Source organism: Nocardia sp. NPDC102475 (assembly GCF_055584605.1).
On record NZ_JBVJLS010000033.1, the window covers coordinates 37996 to 52680 of the forward strand.

Here is a 14685-nt window from a genome sequence, read left to right on the forward strand (position 1 = left end):
TTCCACAATCTGAAGCATGACCAAGCCGTGTCTAGTCCTGCAGTTGCGGCCGGAGCGACCCGCCGCGGATGACGAATGCCGCGCCATCCTGCGCATGGCCGACCTCACCGAGGGTGACACGGTCCGGGTGCAGATGGATCAGGAATTCCCGGATATCGATCTCGACGATTACTCGGCGGTCATCGTCGGTGGCGGGCCGAGCAATGTCAGCAGTCCGGACGCCAAGAAATACGGGTACCAGCGGACATTCGAACCCAAGCTGAAGAAGCTGATAACCGAGATCGTCGGCCGGGATTTCCCGTATCTGGGCGCCTGCTACGGATTGGGCATCCTCGCGGACGTGCTCGGCGGCGAGGTGAGCGTCCAGCAATACAGTGAACCGGTCGGTGCGCAGACCATCGATCTGACCGAGCACGGCCGCACGGACCAGCTGCTGGCAGGTATTCCGCGGACATTCCGAGCGTTCGTCGGACACAAGGAAGCCTGTCAGGAGGTGCCACCCGGTGCGGTGCTGCTGGCCGGATCGGCCGATTGCCCGGTGCAGATGATTCGCGTCGGGCAGCACGTGTACGCGACCCAATTCCATCCCGAATTGGACAGCGACGGACTGGCTTTGCGCATCGAGGTTTACCGGCACGCAGGCTATTTCGAACCCCATGAGGCCGAGGACCTGATCGAGCTAGGTCATCGGGAATCGATCACGGTGCCCAGTGTGATTCTGAGCCGATTCGTCGCGCGGTACTGCCACGGATAGATCCGATTACCTATCGGAGTCGAGGCGATGGCGACTTCGGTGTTCGGTGCGCGAACTGGTACGCAGCGCCCAGCTGGGGGAGTCGGGGCGCACGTCGGTGATCACCGGCCAGGATCCGGTCGTCGTGGCTGACGATTCGCGTGGTTCGCGCCGGACCGGGAGCGCTTCGCGGGTGCTGCGCTCGTCGATCTCGGCGAGTCCGACGACGATCATCAGGATCATGATGACCAGCGTGACGGTCACGATGAGCGGCGACACCAGCTGGAGGGGATCGATGCCGCCGCTGTCGACCTGGTGGTCGGCATGGCTGGCGTGCATGGACGTCATCCCGACGTAGTGCATTCCGCACACCGCGACACCCATGATCAGCGCGGCGCCGATGGTGGCGAACAGACCGCGGACATGCAGCATGAACCACAGTGCCGCGGTGGCCGCGACCACCGCGATCACGATCGACACCACCACCGTGTTGCGGTCGTATTCGACGTGTGCGGTGGTTTTCATCGCGTACATGCCCAGGTAGTGCATGGCGGCCACGCCGAGTCCGGTGACCGCGCCGCCGATCGGCAGTGCCACGAACTCGTTTCGACCGCGTACCACGATCGATAGCCCGACCCACACGACCACGATCGCGATGACCGCGCTGAGCAATGTCATCGGAACGTCGTAGCGAATGGTGGCGCCGTGGATGGAGAAGCCGAGCATGGCGGTGAAATGCATGACCCAAATGCCCGCCCCGCCGAGGGAGACGGCGGCGGTGGCCAGCCACCCGGCCGGCCAATCGGAGGACCGAGCGTGTGTCACACAACGCAGCGCGAGGCCGGATCCGATAAAGGAGACGAGGTAGGCCATGACCGGGGTCAACCAGCCGTGGCTGAAATGATCGAGTTCTAGCATGTGTACTCCGCGTTCACCAGTTGTGCCGTGGCGGCCGAATGCTGGTCAGTAGGGGTGACCCGCTATCGGTCGGCGGCAACCAGCTGCCTGTCGAGCACAGCGGCAGTAAACCAATGAACATCGGGTGGAACCTCACGATCTGCGGAAATTTACAGTGATATTTCCGCCAGGCGCTGACAATAGCCAGGCCAGACGCTCATGGCCAGCGCGGGTCCCAGATTCACAGCTAACGCATAGTTCCCTGATGGACGTCCACGGAGCAATCGGCCAGCGTGCCGCTTCGGCCGGGCCGGCGCAAACTATCCGCTATGACGCACGAAAGCCCCCGCGCAGCGGGGGCTTCGTCAATGTCGGAGAAGGCCCTAGATTTTCGTCACCGGCTCGAGGTCGACTACTCCTTTCCCGCTCGGGATGTCGAGCGGGACCGAGACTTGGTCATGCGCGATCAACCACGTGTCGTCGATCTTCCGGAGGCCGTACGTGACTCTGACCCACATACCGCTCGTGGTCGACCCGTTTCGCAATGTGCCGCTGAGGCGAGCGAAGGCGTGCCCGAATGCCACCTCGTCGCCCATCGTGAGTGTCAGGTCGCGCACCTCGTAACTCACGCTTTCGAAGACCGCGAACACCTTCGTCCAATTCTCGAGTTTCGCCACTATCCCGACATGCTGGAGCGGCGGCTCGACATCGAATGACACGACGTCGGTCGTGTACACCTGCTCGAGGGCCTCGAGATCCTTGGCTCGCAGTGCTGCGACTATCTGGTCGATTTGCCGGCGAACCTTGGCCTCATCCACCTCGCGTTGCGTTTCGATTCGGTCAGCGAGTGACTGAAATTCGTTCGGTGTCGTCATGATCGGCTCCTTCAATGGTGTGCGGGGTATCGGTGCCGGGTCGCCGCAGCGGCGCGAGTGCGTTGCTCCATGCGACGAGCTGATCCAGCAGCGTGTTCAGGGCTGTGACGTGCCGGTCGCCGGGCGTGAAGGTGGTGAAGTTCTCGAAATCGTGGTGCAGCGAGATCGTGACCTGGGGGCCCACACCAGCCATGCTCAGCGTGCTGCAGATCAGCCGCAGCTGGTCCACCGCGTGGACGCCGCCACCCGCACCGTAGGAGACGAATCCGACCGCCTTGCCGACCCATTCCTGGAACAGGTGGTCGATGGCGTTCTTCAGTACACCGGGGAGGCCGTGGTTGTACTCGGGGGTCACGATCACGAACCCGTCGAAGGGCGCGATCCGCTCGGCCCACGCGCGGGTGTGTTCATGGCTCGACGGGCCGAACATCGGCGGAACCGGTTCGTCGAGATGCGGTAGCGGGTGGTCGCGCAGGTCGATCAGTTCGAACTCGGCGTCGCCGCGACGCGATGCCGAGTCGAGGACCCACTGGGCCACCTGCGGGCCATTGCGGTTGGGCCGGGTACTGCCGAGAATGATGGCGATTCTGATCATGTCCGCAACTCCTGGTCTGCTGAAACTGTCACGACCTCCCGACGATGCAGGCGGTCGGAATGTCAGGTCGTCTCACAGTTCGGGCCGCTATTTCGTCGGATTCGGTGAGAGACGCATCGACCGAAGGAGCCGAACATTATGACCGATCCGCAACTGCGCTCGGTGATCAGTGAACGCCGTCAGCTGATCAATCTCGCCTATCGGCTGCTCGGCTCGCTCGCCGAGGCCGAGGATGTGGTGCAGGAGACCTATGTGCGCTGGTACGCGCTATCCGAGCGACAGCGCCATGAGGTGGCGGTGCCCGGCGCTTGGTTGACGACGGTCGCCGGCCGGATCTGCCTCGATCTGCTCGGCTCGGCGCGAGCCAGGCGGGAACGGTATGTGGGCGAATGGATTCCGGAGCCGATTCCCGGCCACTCCGAATGGTTCGGTGGTCCGGCCCCCACCGATCCGGCCGACCGGGTCACCCTGGACGAGTCGATCAGTATGGCCTTCCTCGTCGTGCTCGATTCCATGACACCGGCCGAGCGGGTGGCGTTCGTCCTGCACGATGTATTCCGCTACTCCTTCGCCGAGGTCGCCGACGTTGTTGGCCGCACTCCCGCGGCCTGCCGCCAGCTCGCCTCCTCTGCCCGCCGCCGTATCGACACATCGCGGGGCCCGTCGAGCGCCCAGCGTTCCGATGTGGTCAGGGACTTCAAACGGGCCTGGGAGACAAGCGATATCGAGGCCCTGATCGGTTTGCTCGATCCGACCGCGACCGCGACCGCTGACAGCGGCGGCCTGGCCCCGGCCTTCCGCCAACCGATCATCGGCGGTGAGCAGATCGCGCGCGCCTGGATCGAAATTGCCGCCCGAGGCCCCGAGGTAACACTGCTCGAGCGCACGGTCAACGGCCAGCCTGGACTGGTGGCGCAGCTCGGCGACACCATCGTGTCGGTTTACGCCTTCGACATCGCCGACGGCCGGATCACTCGCATCTGGGCGATCCGGAATCCGGAGAAACTGCGGCCCTGGACAGTCGGCTGAATCAATAGAATGTCCCAACTGCCGCAACGCCGGGGCGGTGTCGCAAACACCGGATCGCCGACCAAGCGAAGCCGGGCCGCGATCTCATGCGCTACGAATCCGCCGAGGACCGAGCTGGGCTACTGGTTCCCGAGTTTCCGGAGCGCCTGTTCGGATGCCGAACCGGGCTCGGCGGCGAACAGGTCCAGGCCGCAGCACGACGGTGCGTCGGGGAGTGCGATGAGTTCGCCGTGCAGGGGCAGGGACCGCGGGAATCACGGTGCATTGCAGCCGAATTGATCTCCCACGCGCCACAGGCGCATCCGAACTGTCGGCCGGGATGCCGCTGCCCGCGGCGTGTGCGGAAGATTCCGACCGGACATCGGCCTTAAGCGTGCGCCGTTTTGCCGCCGTCGATGACCAGCTGCGCCCCGGTCAGGTATGGATGTTCGCCGGAGGCGAGGGTGAGTGCGAACGATGCGATCTCCTCGGGTGTGGCGAGCCTGCCCAGGCCGGGGACATTCGTTTTCGCCCACTGTTTCATCGCCACCTGATAGGCGTCGTCGGGGAGGTTGCCGATGGGGGTGGCATTGCGCACTAATTCGGTATCGGTAGTGCCGGGGACGAGTGCGTTGACGCGAATTCCGTCGCCGGCGTAGTCGAGGGCGGCCGATTGCACCAGGCCGACCAGGCCGCGCTTGCTCGCGGTGTAGGCGGCTCGACCGGCGTCGGTGGCGAGGGCGTTCGAGGATGAGGTCACCACGATCGTGCCGCCGCCGGCACGGACCATATGCGGGAGTTCGTATTTCATCGCCAGGAAGCAGCCGCGCAGGTTGGTGTGCAGCACTCGGTCGAATTCCTCGGTGCTGTACTCGTGCAGTTTCTTCTGGATGGTGATGCCCGCGTTGTTGAACGCGACGTGCAGGCCGCCGTACTTGTCGACGGCCCCGTCGACGAACTTGCGGACATCGTCCGCTACGAGCACATCGGCATGGAAGTAGGTGGCTTCGCCGCCGGCGGCGCGGATATCGCGTTCCACCCCGTGTCCGCGCTCGACCCTGCGGCCGCAGAACGCCACCCGGGCACCCTCGGCCGCAAACAGTTTCGCCGCGGCGGCACCGATGCCGGAGGTGGCGCCGGTGATCACCACGACCTGGTTCTCGAAGCGGCGCCGGCCCGCCGGTTGGAATCGGGGCGGATTGGAGTCGGTACCCAGTGCCACACCGGCGGCCAGTCCAGCGGCACTGGCTGCTATACCGGTCGCGGCCACGGCGCCGAGAAGTTTTCGGCGACTCGGCTTGACGGGGGAGGTGTGGGGAGCGGTGGCATCGTCGGTCATGGGTTCACTCTCACGAGTTCCGGTGCGCGCTGGATCGAACCGCGGGCCCGTTCGGGTGGCCGCTGGAATGAGCCGCCTCCTCCGCTGGTAGGAGACCAGCGGTAGCGGTATAGCGGCATAATGTGCGCGTGGTGGATTTTCCGGGTGCGACGCGCGACATGGATGCGCCCGGCGGGCTGTTCTCAGTGCTGCCGATGCCGGGTAAGACCCGCGCAGCAATGGATTCGCCCGGTCCTGCACCGGGTATCGACGTCCCGCTGTCCGGTACGCCTGCGGACGTGCCGGGCGACTTTCCGTTCGCGATGCGGCCGGCATCCGCAGTCGTCGACCGGCGCTACGCGAGCGGGTTGTTCGGGATCTGGCGGTGGCCCCGGTGGGGTGCGCCGTGGCTTCGCGGGCCACTCGGATCAACCTTCCGCAGGCCCGAGCCCGGAGTCGCGCGGGGCGTCGAATGGCTGCTCGACGGGCGATCGCTGCCGATCCGGCTGAGCGTCTGGTTGGCGCTGGCCGTTGGATGTCTGCTGTGGCTAGGGGACTCGCCCACGGTCGTCGACTGGGTGCTCGGGATGGGTGCGGTGCTGGTGACAGTGGGCGGCGCGCGTCTGCCGCTGGCAACCTCGCTGGCGGCAACAGGGCTTTTGGCGCTCGGGTTCGAGTTCGGTCATACCGGGCCGATTGTCGGTAAGGTGGCCGCCGCAGTGGCGCTCACCGAACTCGCCGTGCACCGCGGAGGTTGGCGTCCCTGGTTCGGCGCGGCCGTCCTCTCCGCCGCCTATCTGCTGCATACCGCCGGCGGTACCGGCGCGACGGGATATCGGGCAGTGGTGATGGCGGGGCTGCCGTTGCTGATCGGTGGCTTGCTGCGGGCCGCGTTGGACAGTGCTGCTCGGGCACGGCAGGCGACTCGTGAGGTCGCGCGGCACCGCGAGACCGCGGTGGCGGCGGCGCGGGCCGCCGAGCGCACCGCGATCGCTCGCGAATTGCACGATCTCATCGCCCACCATGTGTCCTCGACGGTCCTGCGCGTCGGTGTGGCGCGGCATGCGCTGTCCGATACGTCACCCGCGGTGCGGAAGGTGCTCGACGACATCCATGCCAGTGGGAAGGAAACACTGGCTGATCTTCGGAAACTTGTGGCAATCCTGCGTGATTCGAACGCGGCCGGGGAATCTTTCGTCGCGCCGGGCGATCTGCCGGATGCGATCGAGGCGGCGGTGCGGCGAACCCGACAGCTGGGACCGGCAGTGGAGACCGAGATCGGTGATGTCACCGCGGTGGACGCGATATCGGCTCTGACGTTGCTGCGTTTGACGCAGGAGGGACTGGCGAACGTGGTCAAACATGGTGGGTCCGATGCCGTGGCACGGCTCGTGATCGGTGTCGCCGATGGAGTCGACTTCCTGTTGTCCAACACCGAGCCGAACTGCGAAAAGGTGCCTGCGGCAACAGGGCTGGGATTAGTCGGCCTTGCTGAGCGGGTGGAACTGCTCGGCGGTCGCCTGACCGCCGGGAGCACCGCGACGGGCTGGCGGCTGGCGGCGCACCTGCCTGGGCGGACCATAGGTACGGCGCCGTGACCATCCGTATTCTGCTCGTTGACGACCAGCGGCTGGTCCGGGCCGGGCTGCGCATGCTGTGTGAGAACGCCGACGATCTGGAGGTGGTCGGGGAGGCCGCAACTGGCACCGACGCCGTACGCTTGGCCGATCGCACTCGCCCCGACGTGGTGCTGATGGACTTGCGCATGCCCGGCATGGACGGGATCCGTGCCACCGCAACGATTCTCGCTGCCCACCCGGCTACCCGCGTGCTGGCGTTGACCACCTTCGACGATGACGATCACCTGTACCCGGCGCTCGGCGCCGGCGCCGTCGGTTTCCTGGTCAAGGATGCCTCGCCGACCGATCTGCTCGACGGTATCCGCCGAGCGGCGTCGGGAGAGCGGCCGTTCTCGCCGGATGTGCTGAGCCGGGTGGTGAATTCGGCGGTCACAGCCCATACCGCGTCCGAAACTTCCCTGGCCGCGCCCACCACCGGCGGGCTGACAGCCCGAGAAGGCGAAGTGCTGCAGCTGGTCTCGGAGGGGCTGTCCAATTCCGAGATCGCCGACTGCCTGCACGTGAGTGTGACGACGGTCAAGACTCATATCACGAGCCTGATGATGAAAACCGGTGCAGGTAACCGAGTTCGCCTTGCTGTGATTGGTTTGCGCGGCCGGTGATGGTGACCGAGTCCGCGTTGCTGTGGATGGCTCTTGGTGGTGACCGCAATGAGGTCTGCCTCGCCGTGATCGGCCTACGCAGCCGGTGGCCGTAGCTCGGCGACGCCACGACGCTCACTGCGGATAGGCCAGCGCCGCTGGCAGGCCGCCAGCCCGCAGGCGAAGCAGAACTTCCCAGCGCCGACTGAGCGGCCCCGAGGAATGCGCCGTCGAGCATGCGTCAACCTTCGATGAGCGACGCGATCAATAGCAGCTCAACATATTTGCCGGTTGCGCGGGGTGCGCAGACGTTGCGGGCGGATCTGGAGAGAGTTCTTCCGGATACTGATAACGTGGGCGGGTCGTCGAGTTCTGGGCGGCTGGTAGGGCGTCCGGTGATTGTGCGTCGAAATCACCTGTCCTGCAGGGACTGTGGGGTGACCGCAGTCGACTGTGGTTGCCTCGCCAGGGTCCGAGTTCTCGACGCGGACCTCATGGCCGGGGTCACATGCGGTCGGCGTCGCGAGGAGGGCTGAACTGAGTGCTGTGGCCGCAGGCTGTGTTATCGCCGCGGTGCTTTCATTGATCCTGGCCTCCTTGCTGATCCAACGTCTGGAGTCACGCCTTTGACCACGCCACCGGCAACCCACACCACCGCCAACGGAGTCTGCCCCGCGCTGCACGGCTCACCGCTCGATTCCGGCGAACCTCGAGTTCGGTTGCATACCCCGGAGTTCGCCGCCGATCCGCATCGGGCCTATCGGGAGGCTCGCAGCCAGTACGGGTCGCTGGTGCCGATGGAGTTGGCGCCTGGTGTGCCCGCGACCCTGGTGGTCGGGTATCAGACCGCGGTGCGAATCCTGAATGATCCTGAACACTTCCCGGCGGATCCGCGGCATTGGGAACAGACGATTCCCGACGACTCGGTCGTCAAGCCGATGATGATGTGGTACCCGAACGCACTACGCAATACCGGGGCGGCGCATGCCCGCTACCGGCAGGCGTATAGCGGCAGCATCGACGGAATCGATCTGCACGAACTGCATTCGACGGTCGAGAAGATCGCCATTCCGGTGATCAACAGCTTCTGCGAGGCCGGCGAGGTCGACCTGGTCACCCAGTACGCGCTGCCGGTCGTCTTCGAGGTCATCAACCAGATGGTCGGCTGCCCAACGGAACTGGGGCAGCGGGTCGCGACCGGTATGGCGATGCTCTTCGACACCATCGAGGCGGCCGCCGGTATGGCGATGCTCAGCGAGGCGCTGCTGGAGCTGGTGCAGCTACGCCGGGCCGAGCCCGGTGACGACGTCACCTCGCGAATGGCCCACCACCCGTCCAAGCTCGACGATACCGAAATGCTATGCCAGCTGATCAGTTTCTACGGTGCGGGCATCGAACCGATGCAGAATCTGATCACGAACACTCTGCTGCTGATGCTCACCGACGACCGGTTCGGCGGTGACATGCTCGGCGGTAGCCTCTCGACCCGCGACGCACTCGACGAGGTGTTGTTCAACGACCCGCCGATGGCCAACTTCAGCATCACCTACCCGCGCCAGCCGATCCTCATCGACAACACCTGGCTGCCCGCCCATCAGCCGGTCGTGGTCAGCTTTTCGGGCTGCAATAACGATCCGGCGATCCGCGGCGGCGACCGCACCGGCAACCGCTCGCATCTGGCGTGGGGCGCCGGGCCGCACGCCTGCCCCGCGAAATCCGTTGCCTACCTGGTCGTTCAGGACGCCATCGATCAGCTGCTCGACGCACTGCCCGAGATGGAACTCGCCATGCCCGCGGACGAATTGGCTTGGCGGCCCGGCCCCTTCCACCGCGCATTGGCGGCGCTGCCGGTCGTTTTTCCCCAGTCCCCTCCGCTGCCCGTTTTCTAAAGGAGATAACGATGGAGCATGAACCGCTGGTCCTGGATCTGACCGGCGCCGATATCCAAGGCGAGAACGAGCGGATCCGGGAGCGCGGGCCGGTCGCGCTGGTCGCCCTGCCCGGCGGTGTGCCCGCGTGGTCGGTAACAGATGCCGCCGTGCTCAAGAGTCTGCTCGCCGATCCGCGGGTATCGAAAGACGCACGGCAGCACTGGTCTTCGTTCATCAATGGCGAGATCACCCAGGAGTGGCCGCTGCTTCCGTGGATCGCGGTCGACAACATGTTCACCGCGTACGGCACGGATCATCGCCGCCTGCGCAAGCTGGTCTCGCCCGCGTTCACACACCGTCGCACCACGGCGCTGCGCCCGCGCATCGAGGCGATCACCGAGGGTCTGCTGAACGCGCTCGCGGCCACCCCGAAGGGCGAGGTGGCCGATCTGCGGGAGGGTTACGCCTATCCGGTGCCGATCGAGATCATCACCGAAATGATGGGTGTGCCCGAACATCTCGGCCCCGGTCTGCGCAAATGCGTCGACGGTTTCTTCGACACCTCGTTCGGGCCTGAGGAAGCACAGGCCAACTACCTCGAGATGTACCGCCTCGTCAGCGAACTCGTGGCCTACCGGCGCGAGACCCCGGGCGACGACGTCACCAGTGTCCTCATCGCCACCCGCGACGAGGACGACGGCTCGCAGCTGAGCGAGAAGGAACTCGTCGACACGCTGATGCTGGTCATCAATGCCGGTCACGAGACCACCGTCAATCTGCTCGACCAGGCGATCTTCATCCTGCTCACCCATCCCGAGCAGCGCGCCGATCTGGTCGAGGGCCGGGTGCCGTGGTCGGATCTGGTGGAGGAGACGCTGCGCTACGAGGCGCCGGTCGCGCACCTGCCACTGCGGTACGCGGTCGAGGATATCGAGCTCGGGGAGATCCGAATTCCCAAGGGCGAAGCGATTCTGGCGTCCTATGCCGCCGCGGGCCGCGATCCGAACCTGCACGGTGCCACGGCTGCGACGTTCGACCTGCACCGGGTCAACAAAGAGCATCTGTCCTTCGGGCACGGCGCGCACCACTGCATCGGCGCCCCGCTCGCTCGGCTGGAGGCGACGATCGCTCTCCCGGCCATCTTCGAGCGCTTCCCGAATATGCGCTTGGCCGTGGATCCGGCGGAATTGGCGCCGGTCGGCAGTTTCATTTCGAACGGACACCGCACACTGCCGGTTTTCCTGGACGCCGAGTAGCACGGCCCGGGGGTGCCGCCAGATCGGCACCCCCGCGACGTATCACCGCTCGGCGAGCACGATTTCGAGTTGTCGGCGTTGGGGCAGCAATAGGGCCAGGACGGACTCGGGGTCGCGTAGGCGGGCCGAGGTGGTCGAGAGGGTGAGGCCCGCGACGAGGGTGCCGGCGCGGTTGCGGATGGGGACGGCGAGGCAGCCGGAACCTGGGCGGAGTTCATCGAGTTGCATCGCGAAGCCATGCCGACGGATATCGGTACCCGGATCGGATTCGGCGAGGGCGAGTCGGCCGATTGCGGAGGCGGTCAGCTCGCGGATGACCAATTGTTCGTGCTCGATCGGGTATTCGGGGTCGGCGTCGAGGATACGGACAAGTGGGCGGGTCGTGCCGGTGCGGTGGTATCCCGCAAGGTGGATGCCGCCTCGGGTACGGCCGCGCAGGCGGTCGAGAATGTCCGCGGCGGCGGTCGGAATGGTCGGCGGAGCGGCCATTCCGGCGAGTTGGGTGACCTTGCTGCCGAGCGCGAAGCCGCTGAGATCGGGTGTGCGGACCAGATATTCCTGTTGGACAAGGAGATTGAGCAATCGGTAGATGGTTGCCTTCGGCATCGCGAGGTTGCGACTGATCTCGCGGGCAGTGACGCCCGGTCCGCAGGCCGCCACCTCCTCCAGCACGACCAGCGCGCTGAGTACGGCCTTGGGTTGTCGGCCGCCGAGCGCTCCGGAGGCGGTCACCGCGACCGCCGGTCGGAACCGGTCGGTGCACCCCCAAGGACCTCGTCTCGGATCGGGGTGTCATGGGTACCGATCCGAGGGAGCAGCCGCAGTCGCGCGCGGACGAACCACCCGAGGGCAAGCGCGACGCTGCCCAGGAAAAGCCAAACACCCACTGCCCGAGGGCTGTTCGATTCTCTGGTCAGATACACGACAAGGCAGCCACCGAGACAGGCTGCGGCGCTCGCCGCTCCGATGGCGGGCCACATCGTCAGCTCCCCGATCCGGCGCAGGAAGAATACGGCGGCGACGCAGACCAAGGTGTAGGCCAGCACATACCCGCCCGCGGAGACGACCAGGAGAATGCCGACGGCCTGCCTCGAGGTCGCACCAGCGAGTAACAGGATGATGGGACCGATGGTGAGAACCGGCATCGCGGTGTAGATCGCGATATGCGGTGTCTTGAATCGCGCATGGGTATGGCCGACGGTCGCCGGGATCACACCGTCGATCCCCAGGGCGAGCAGCACCCGCACGAGCGCCGTCGAGGACGCGAGCGCACACGCGAAAAACGATGCCGCGACCCCGATATCGAGAATCGGGGTGATCCAGCCGACGCCGTAATAGGCGGAGAGCGCGGCCACCGGCGTGACATCCTCGCCGAGCGCGACGTCGGCCGCCCGGAATCCGGTGGTCTGCACCGAGGTCGCGGCCACCACGAGCAGGCCCGCCGCGATCGGCGACCAGGTCAGGACGCGCGGTACGGTCGCGAAGGGGCGGCGGGCCTCGACCGAGAGCGATGCGGCGCTCTCGAAGCCGACGAAGGCCGTGATCGCGATGACCACCCCGGTGACCAGTTGACCGAGGCTCAGCTGATGCGGCGCGATCAGCTCCCAGGAGGTGGGCCGACTGCCCTGTCCGATGAACAGCACCACGACCAGTGCGACGAGCACGGCTACGGCGACCGACTCGACCAGCAGGCTGATCCGCGCCGATAACCGGATACCGCGCACCATGACGACGGTGCACAGCACTCCACACGTGGCGACGCACAGCAACGGAACGATCAGCCCGTGTGTCGGCCCGGATCCGACGTAGCCGAGCAGATTCGACACGTGGAAGCCGACATTGGCGAAGGCGTACATCGAGATGAAGCCATAGCCGAGGATCAGACTCACCCCGCTCGCGAACCCCGCCGTCGCGCCGAGCCCTTTGGCGGTGAAGGTGTACAGCGATCCCGCGGTCGCGATGCGCTTGGTGAACTGGTTGATCGTCGCCGCCGCGAGCAGGGTGAGCAGGACGCCGATCAGCGCGGCCCACAGTCCCGCGTTGCCGCTGTACAGTGCCAGCAGCCCGGGCACGGTGGCTGCCGCGGCGCACGGCGCGATAGCGGAGACCGACTGCGCCAGTACATCGCCGAAGCCGAGGGTGCGCCGATGTAGGCCGGACATCGGCGATGTCATACCCACGCCGGTCACCGGCTCGGGATCGGCAATGGCCCGGTCCAGGGCGCTGACGTGAGCGTTCATACGGTCGGAATGTAGGAACCGCGTGTTTCGGACATGTTGCTGTCGCGTCATCTGTGGGTGATCGGCAAACGAGGCGGCGATCGGATCCGCGGTCTCATTCGGCGCACCGCTGACCTTTACCGCTGGGTGACTCTTCGGCAAAGGCCCCCGCCAACAGTGTGTGCATCGCAAATGTTCGCCTGTTTCGGAGGTTCACCATGGTCGCCAATTCCCCGCTCGACGCGACGGCCGCATCCCCGCCGCTCGGTAGTCTGCGCGGTTCGCTCGGTCCAGGGGCCATCGTCTTCATGGTGGTGGCGGCGGCCGCGCCGCTCACCGTGATCGGTGGCGCGGCGCCGATCGGCATGCTGATCGGCGACGGGCCCGGATATCCGACCATGTTCGTGGTGTCCGCCGTGGTGCTGCTGTTCTTTTCGGTCGGCCTCGCAGCGATGAGCCGTTACGTGCCCAAGGCCGGGGCCTTCTTCACTTATGTCGGCTACGGGCTCGGACGTCCGATGGGACTGGGCGCGGCGTATCTGGCGCTGTTGACCTACACGATGATCCAGGTGGCGGTCTACGGGTATCTCGGCGCAGCGCTCGAACGGTCGGTCGTCGATATCGGCGGACCCGACCTGCCCTGGTACGTGTATGCGTTGCTGGTCGTCGCGGCGGTCGGTGTGCTCGGGTACCGGCACATCGAGCTCAGTTCGAAGGTGTTGGGGCTGTTGCTGATCGGTGAAGTGGGGATCGTGCTCGTACTCGCCGCGGTGGTAATGGGGCGCGGTGGGGCCGATGGGCTCTCGCTCGAGCCCTTTACCCCGAGCGCCGCGCTATCGGGTTCGCCCGGTATCGGTTTGATGATGGCGCTGGCCGGATTCATCGGTTTCGAGGCGACCGCCATCTTCCGGGACGAGGCGCGCGATCCGCACCGGACGATTCCGCGGGCCACCTATGCGGCGGTGATCTCGATCGGGGTGTTCTACACCTTCGGAACCTGGGCGCTGGTCATGGCGTGGGGCCCGGAGCAGGTGGTCGCGGTCGCCGCCGAGGATCCGGCGGGCATGATCGTGCGGACAGCTTCGGACTATCTGGGCTCGGTCGGTGCCGTCGCGATCAATGTGCTGTTGCTGACGAGCCTGTTCGCGTGTGTGCTCTCGTTCCACAATGTCGTCGCGCGGTACCAGCATTCGATGGCCTCGACGGGTGTGCTGCCAGGTGCGCTGGCGGGCGTGCACGCCAAACATCTGTCGCCGCACACCTCGTCGCTGGTGCAGACCGGCACCGCGGCAACGCTGGTGGCCGTGTTCGCGCTGTGCCGACTTGATCCCGAACTCGAGGTCTTCACCTGGTTCTCGGGAGTAGCGACGCTGGGCGTCGCGGTGCTCATGGCGACGACCTGCCTTGCCGTCATCGTTTACTTCGCGCGCACCCGCGCCGATACCCGGCGCTGGCACACGCGCATTGCCCCGGCGCTCGGCCTGGTCGGCCTGCTGGTGGCCGCGGGCATCATCGTTGCGAACTTCCCCACCCTGATCGGTGGATCGACCACGCTCGCCGTGATCCTGCTGCTCGTCACGGCGGCGTTTCCGCTGGCCGGGATCGCGCAGGCGCAGGCTCTGCGCCGTACCAACCGCACCGCCTACGACGGTATCGCCCACGCGATCGCCGCCTGAACTTCCAGAGGAGACC

13 protein-coding genes are annotated in these 14685 nt (G+C 66.0%); 7 read left to right on the forward strand and 6 right to left on the reverse strand.

The annotated features are described in order from the left end of the window. Nucleotides 1–16 precede the first annotated feature (16 nt). Nucleotides 17–754: a glutamine amidotransferase gene (locus tag ACZ60G_RS38935; RefSeq protein ID WP_465816961.1), complete on the forward strand. Its 738-nt coding sequence runs from the start codon at nt 17–19 to the stop codon at nt 752–754. Nucleotides 755–760: 6 nt separating this feature from the next. Here the strand turns inward: ACZ60G_RS38935 and ACZ60G_RS38940 are convergent, their stop codons facing one another. From ACZ60G_RS38940 to ACZ60G_RS38950, 3 genes are all read right to left on the reverse strand, one after another. Continuing rightward, a complete protein-coding gene (locus ACZ60G_RS38940; protein ID WP_465816963.1) occupies nt 761–1651 on the reverse strand; it encodes an MHYT domain-containing protein in 891 nt (296 codons plus the stop codon). 362 nt (nt 1652–2013) lie between these two features. After that, nucleotides 2014–2505 (reverse strand): YybH family protein, encoded by a 492-nt coding sequence (locus ACZ60G_RS38945; RefSeq protein ID WP_465816964.1) that lies wholly within the window; start codon nt 2503–2505, stop codon nt 2014–2016. Beyond that, the gene (locus ACZ60G_RS38950) at nt 2471–3100 is read right to left on the reverse strand and encodes an NADPH-dependent FMN reductase (protein ID WP_465816966.1); all 630 of its coding nucleotides are present in this window, start codon (nt 3098–3100) and stop codon (nt 2471–2473) included. Before ACZ60G_RS38950 ends, ACZ60G_RS38945 begins: the two co-directional genes overlap by 35 nt. Nucleotides 3101–3238: 138 nt before the next feature. On the opposite strand from ACZ60G_RS38950, the gene sigJ reads away from it, so the two are divergent. After that, nucleotides 3239–4129 carry an RNA polymerase sigma factor SigJ gene (gene sigJ, locus ACZ60G_RS38955; RefSeq protein ID WP_465816968.1) on the forward strand — a complete coding sequence of 297 codons (891 nt, stop codon included), beginning with the start codon at nt 3239–3241 and terminating at the stop codon, nt 4127–4129. Nucleotides 4130–4496: 367 nt separating this feature from the next. Here sigJ and ACZ60G_RS38960 read toward each other — a convergent pair whose 3' ends face one another. Continuing rightward, on the reverse strand, nt 4497–5447 hold the full coding sequence (locus tag ACZ60G_RS38960; RefSeq protein WP_465816970.1) for an SDR family NAD(P)-dependent oxidoreductase: 951 nt from the start codon (nt 5445–5447) through the stop codon (nt 4497–4499). Between the two features lie 128 nt (nt 5448–5575). Between ACZ60G_RS38960 and ACZ60G_RS38965 the strand changes: the two genes are divergently transcribed. The 4 genes from ACZ60G_RS38965 to ACZ60G_RS38980 all read left to right on the forward strand — a co-directional run bounded on the left by ACZ60G_RS38965 (nt 5576) and on the right by ACZ60G_RS38980 (nt 10774). After that, nucleotides 5576–7024, forward strand: coding sequence for a sensor histidine kinase (locus ACZ60G_RS38965; RefSeq protein WP_465816972.1), 1449 nt, complete (start codon nt 5576–5578; stop codon nt 7022–7024). After that, nucleotides 7021–7668 carry a response regulator transcription factor gene (locus ACZ60G_RS38970; protein ID WP_465816974.1) on the forward strand — a complete coding sequence of 216 codons (648 nt, stop codon included), beginning with the start codon at nt 7021–7023 and terminating at the stop codon, nt 7666–7668. Before ACZ60G_RS38965 ends, ACZ60G_RS38970 begins: the two co-directional genes overlap by 4 nt. Before the next feature lie 605 nt (nt 7669–8273). After that, nucleotides 8274–9536: a cytochrome P450 family protein gene (locus tag ACZ60G_RS38975; protein ID WP_465816976.1), complete on the forward strand. Its 1263-nt coding sequence runs from the start codon at nt 8274–8276 to the stop codon at nt 9534–9536. A gap of 11 nt (nt 9537–9547) precedes the next feature. Beyond that, entirely contained in the window at nt 9548–10774 is a 1227-nt protein-coding gene (locus tag ACZ60G_RS38980) for a cytochrome P450 family protein (RefSeq protein WP_465816978.1), read from the forward strand. 42 nt (nt 10775–10816) lie between these two features. On the opposite strand, the gene ACZ60G_RS38985 is transcribed toward ACZ60G_RS38980, so the two are convergent. After that, nucleotides 10817–11506, reverse strand: a complete 690-nt coding sequence (locus ACZ60G_RS38985; protein ID WP_465816979.1) for a helix-turn-helix domain-containing protein — start codon at nt 11504–11506, stop codon at nt 10817–10819. Then, on the reverse strand, nt 11503–13014 hold the full coding sequence (locus tag ACZ60G_RS38990) for an APC family permease (RefSeq protein WP_465816981.1): 1512 nt from the start codon (nt 13012–13014) through the stop codon (nt 11503–11505). The genes ACZ60G_RS38985 and ACZ60G_RS38990 overlap by 4 nt, the downstream gene beginning before the upstream one ends. Before the next feature lie 197 nt (nt 13015–13211). Between ACZ60G_RS38990 and ACZ60G_RS38995 the strand changes: the two genes are divergently transcribed. Continuing rightward, nucleotides 13212–14669 (forward strand): APC family permease, encoded by a 1458-nt coding sequence (locus tag ACZ60G_RS38995; protein ID WP_465816983.1) that lies wholly within the window; start codon nt 13212–13214, stop codon nt 14667–14669. The last annotated feature ends 16 nt before the right edge of the window (nt 14670–14685 follow it).

Excerpts from the sequence above, each read along its gene's own strand:
- ACZ60G_RS38935 (WP_465816961.1), top strand. The coding sequence starts at position 17 with ATGACCAAGCCGTGTCTAGTCCTGCAGTTGCGGCCGGAGCGACCCGCC.
- ACZ60G_RS38940 (WP_465816963.1), bottom strand. The coding sequence starts at position 1,651 with ATGCTAGAACTCGATCATTTCAGCCACGGCTGGTTGACCCCGGTCATG.
- ACZ60G_RS38945 (WP_465816964.1), bottom strand. The coding sequence starts at position 2,505 with ATGACGACACCGAACGAATTTCAGTCACTCGCTGACCGAATCGAAACG.
- ACZ60G_RS38950 (WP_465816966.1), bottom strand. The coding sequence starts at position 3,100 with ATGATCAGAATCGCCATCATTCTCGGCAGTACCCGGCCCAACCGCAAT.
- sigJ (WP_465816968.1), top strand. The coding sequence starts at position 3,239 with ATGACCGATCCGCAACTGCGCTCGGTGATCAGTGAACGCCGTCAGCTG.
- ACZ60G_RS38960 (WP_465816970.1), bottom strand. The coding sequence starts at position 5,447 with ATGACCGACGATGCCACCGCTCCCCACACCTCCCCCGTCAAGCCGAGT.
- ACZ60G_RS38980 (WP_465816978.1), top strand. The coding sequence starts at position 9,548 with ATGGAGCATGAACCGCTGGTCCTGGATCTGACCGGCGCCGATATCCAA.
- ACZ60G_RS38990 (WP_465816981.1), bottom strand. The coding sequence starts at position 13,014 with ATGAACGCTCACGTCAGCGCCCTGGACCGGGCCATTGCCGATCCCGAG.
- ACZ60G_RS38995 (WP_465816983.1), top strand. The coding sequence starts at position 13,212 with ATGGTCGCCAATTCCCCGCTCGACGCGACGGCCGCATCCCCGCCGCTC.